At 72.2% G+C, this 3,838-nt stretch carries 3 protein-coding genes; 1 reads left to right on the plus strand and 2 read right to left on the minus strand.

Features of this window, described 5'->3' with window-relative positions; translation table 11 throughout:
* Positions 1–207 precede the first annotated feature (207 nt).
* Positions 208–1,713 (plus strand): hypothetical protein, encoded by a 1,506-nt coding sequence (locus tag Ani05nite_RS40630; RefSeq protein ID WP_203777548.1) that lies wholly within the window; start codon positions 208–210, stop codon positions 1,711–1,713.
* A gap of 16 nt (positions 1,714–1,729) precedes the next feature.
* Here Ani05nite_RS40630 and Ani05nite_RS40635 read toward each other — a convergent pair whose 3' ends face one another.
* Positions 1,730–2,374: a GNAT family N-acetyltransferase gene (locus tag Ani05nite_RS40635; protein WP_203777550.1), complete on the minus strand. Its 645-nt coding sequence runs from the start codon at positions 2,372–2,374 to the stop codon at positions 1,730–1,732.
* Positions 2,375–2,537: 163 nt separating this feature from the next.
* A complete protein-coding gene (locus Ani05nite_RS40640; protein WP_203777551.1) occupies positions 2,538–3,824 on the minus strand; it encodes a CE1 family esterase in 1,287 nt (428 codons plus the stop codon).
* Positions 3,825–3,838: the final 14 nt, after the last annotated feature.

Raw genomic sequence — 3,838 nt, forward strand, 5'->3', positions numbered from 1 at the left:
CGTGGCGCAGGGGCGGGCCACCGCCCCTGCGTCACCACCGGCCGGCCGGCCGGGACGTGCGGGATCCCGCAGTTCGGCGCCCTTTTCCGGCCCAGCGGCCCGGCGATGCGCCCCATTCGTTGCCCGCCGCCGCGGGCCGTGCCACTCTTCCGCCCACGACGGTGCGGCGCCGGAACCGGCTCCGCTCACACGGGGGAGAGGCATGCGATGAGTACACAGTGGAGAAGATGGACCAGTGGGGTGGCCGCCACCCTGCTGGCGGTGACCGCCGCGGTGCTGGGCGCCGGGTCGCCGGCGATGGCCGAGCCGCACGCCGACGCCAAGCAGTGTCACGACGGTGGCGGACCGGGACCCTATCCGCCCGGCCACATCGGATCCCCGTACTCCAACCAGATCATCTACGGCACCCGCCCGGTGCTGGAGGAGTCGAGGTCGAACGCTTCCGCGCGCGGTCTGGCGTACCTGAAGAAGGGCGACTACTTCAGCATCGACCGCACGAACGACTACGTCGCGGTGCCCTACCCGCTGGGTCACGTGCAGTTCACCACCGCGGAGCTCGCGCAGCCCGGTCGGTTGGGCCCCAACTTCACCTGGCACTACTGCGAGGAGATCGTCGACAACGAGGGCCGCTGGATGGACCGGGCGGACCACGACGGCCTGTACTACACCAGGTGGATCGACGGCGCGCACGTCGGCATCCGCCTGTGCATCACCCGGCCCGGCGAGAACAACGACCGGGCGGTCTGCGTGGGCGAGAACACCAGCCCGGGCGGATGGTACGTCGATGACGACGACGACTCCAACGACTGGTTCGACGTGATCCCGCCGGGGCCCACGACGCCGGACGAGCCCGACCCGCCGGCCGCGGGCAGTTCCCGTTCGCTGGTCACGTTCCAGGCGAACACCGGATTCCTCTACACCCGGGACCCGGGCGGCACGATGCGCGACACCGGATACGGCATGATGCGCGGCACCAGCCCGGCCACCTCGAACGGCCAGGTGGCGTTCCAGGCCAACACCGGCTTCCTCTTCACGCTGTCGGCCGGCGGCGCCGTGCACGACACCCGGTACGGCATGATGGCCGGCACCAGCCCCGCGCTCTCCGGGGGACAGATCGCCTTCCAGGCCAACACCAGCCTGCTGTACACCCGGAACATGAACACCGGGAAGACCACCGATCTGCGGCTGGGAATGATGGCCGGCACCAGTCCCGCCATCGCCGGCGACACCGGCAGCTGGCGCATCGCGTTCCAGGCCAACGACGGATTCCTCTACTATCGCGATTCCGGCGGCGCGACGGTCAACACCGGCCTCGGCATGATGCGCGGCAGCAGCCCGTCGATCACGAAGCTCTCCAACGGCACGTACGTCATCGCGTTCGAGGCGAACACCGGCCTGCTGTACGTGCACAGCAACAACTGGGGCACCGATCTGCGCCTCGGCCTGATGACCGACACCAGCCCGGCCATCACCTCCAGCGGCACGTCGTGGACCATCGCGTTCCAGGCCAACACCGGCTTCCTGTTCACCCGTACCAGCGCCGGCGCCACCACCGACACCCGCTACGGGATGATGGCCCACACCAGCCCGGCGGCCCGTGGCGGCCGGATCGTGTTCCAGGCCAACACCGGGTTCCTCTACTACCGCGACGGCAACGCGGCCGCCGTCGACACCGCGTACGGGATGATGGCCGGGACCAGCCCGGCCGCCTGACCGGGGCGCCGTGATGTCACGGCCCGGCGTCGGTCGGCTCCCGCCCGGCGCCGGGCACGGGCGCGCCGCCCCGGTCGAGGTCGCGGATGGCGGCATCGACCCGGACCTGGTCCAGGGCGATGGCGGCGTCGGCGAAGCCCTCGCTGATGGTCTGCTTGCCGTCGCCGCCGGCGAAGGTGAGCAGCGCGCTCACCGGCCGGTTCTCGGCGAGGTAGTAGGCGCTGAAGGTGTGGACGCCACGGTCGAGGGCGGCCTGGGCGAGCATCTCCACGAGCGCCGAGGCCAGCCCCACCCGGCGCCACGCCGGGTCGACCGCGACGGCGACCTCGGCGGTGTCGTCCGCCGTCGCCTCGTACCGGGCGATGGCCGTGCCGGTGCCGGTTCGCGGATCCGAGGCCACCAGGGCGAACCGCTTCCGGTAGTCGACGGTGCACAGGTGCGTGAGCAGGGCCGGCGTGATGTGCGGCGGCGCGCCCAGGAAGCGGCGGTAGACGGTGTCCGGGTCGGCGGTGCGGATGGCCCGGGCGAGTTGCTCGCGGTCCTCGGGGACGATGGGACGAACCAGTGCCGTGCGCCCGTCCGACAGCCGCACCTCGCGCTCGAAAGCCCGCGGGTAGCCGGGTGGCACCTCGGCGGGGTGATGCGGCGGAACCGGCCTCATGACTTCCATGATTGCCGATGCCGGTGCCACCGGCGCGGGCCGGGCGGCCCTGGCGATCATGACGTTCGGCCCCTCCCGGCCCGGCGGTCGCCCTCCGGACCGACGGTGCGGCACCCGTGAGAGTGCGCGCCCCGCCGGTCCGGATCCCCGAGAAAGGTCCTCGTCAGCCGGTGGTGCAGGAGGAGCCGTTCAGCGCGTACGCGGTCGGCGCCCCGCTGTTGCCGGTGTGGGTGGCCTGGAACCCGAAGCTGACCGACGCGCCGGGCGCCAGGCTCGCGTTGTAGCTGACGTTGGTCGCCGTGACCCGCCCTGAGGTGGGCGAGTAGGTGGCGTTCCAGCCGTTGGTGATGGTCTGGCCCGAGGGCAGGGTGAAGGCGAGAGTCCAGCCGTTGACGGCCACGGTGCCGGTGTTGGTGACGGTGAGGGACGTGGTCAGCCCGTTGTTCCAGGCGTTGACGGCGCCGGTGACCCGGCAGGCCGCGGCGCCGGGCGGCGGGGTCGACGGCGCCGGGGTGCTGGGCGTGGGAGTGGACGGCCCGGGCGTCGGGCTCGACGGCGGGGTGGTGCCGCCGAACTGGGTGAAGAACTGCCACACCTCGGCGGAGACCCACGACGTCGAGGAGTTGCGGTCCGTCGGCAGCGGCACGTGGTCACCGTCGTGCGCCGCCCACTGGACCGGGTATCCGGCCCGGCATCCCGCGTAGGCGGTGGTGATGTGGGTGCCGCTGCCCGCCGCCGGCTCCGGCGGGTTCTGCGGCGTGCAGCCGTTGGCGCGTACGAACGTGTCGCGGATCGACCGGCCCGACGAGATGTTCAGGACGCTGTCGCGGACGCCGTGGATGCCGAAGTAGGCGACCGGCTGGCCGGTCGAGGCGCAGCCGCTGAGGTTGGCGCCGGCGATCGGCGCGACCGCCCGGAACACGGTGGGCCGCGCACAGGCCAGCGCGTAGCTCATCGCGCCGCCGTAGCTGAAGCCCAGCGCGAACCGTTGCGCCGGGTCCACGCAGAGGTCGTTCTCGACCACCCGCAGGATGTCGTCGACCAGGGTGACGTCCCGCCCGCCGGTGTTGGCCCAGCCCGCGTCCAGGCCCTGCGGCGCCACGAAGATCGCGCTGTTGTCGGAGCGCTGCTGCAGGCCGTAGAAGCCGTTGCCGACCACGTCGTTGGCGCTGCCGTTGAGCCAGTGCAGCCCGACGACCAGCCGGTACGACCGGCTGCTGGAGTAGTTGCCCGGCAGCCGCAGGATGTACGAGCGGTTCTGCCCGCCGCTCTGGATGGTGTAGGTCCCGTCGCGCAGGGTCGGCGTCCGGCCGCATCCCGCGCTGGCCGCCAGGGCGGTGACCGGCCCGGCCGAAGCCGTACCGCCGGTCAGTCCCACTGCTGCCGTGACGATCAGCATCGCCCCGGCGGCTGCCGCGCCCAGCAGCCGGCGTCTCGTCGTGCCTGTCATCGGAGGTCTCCTCA

The sequence above is a fragment of the Actinoplanes nipponensis genome, assembly GCF_016862275.1.
GTDB lineage: Bacteria > Actinomycetota > Actinomycetes > Mycobacteriales > Micromonosporaceae > Actinoplanes > Actinoplanes nipponensis.

Excerpts from the sequence above, each read along its gene's own strand:
- Ani05nite_RS40630 (WP_203777548.1), top strand. The coding sequence starts at position 208 with ATGAGTACACAGTGGAGAAGATGGACCAGTGGGGTGGCCGCCACCCTG.
- Ani05nite_RS40635 (WP_203777550.1), bottom strand. The coding sequence starts at position 2,374 with ATGAGGCCGGTTCCGCCGCATCACCCCGCCGAGGTGCCACCCGGCTAC.
- Ani05nite_RS40640 (WP_203777551.1), bottom strand. The coding sequence starts at position 3,824 with ATGACAGGCACGACGAGACGCCGGCTGCTGGGCGCGGCAGCCGCCGGG.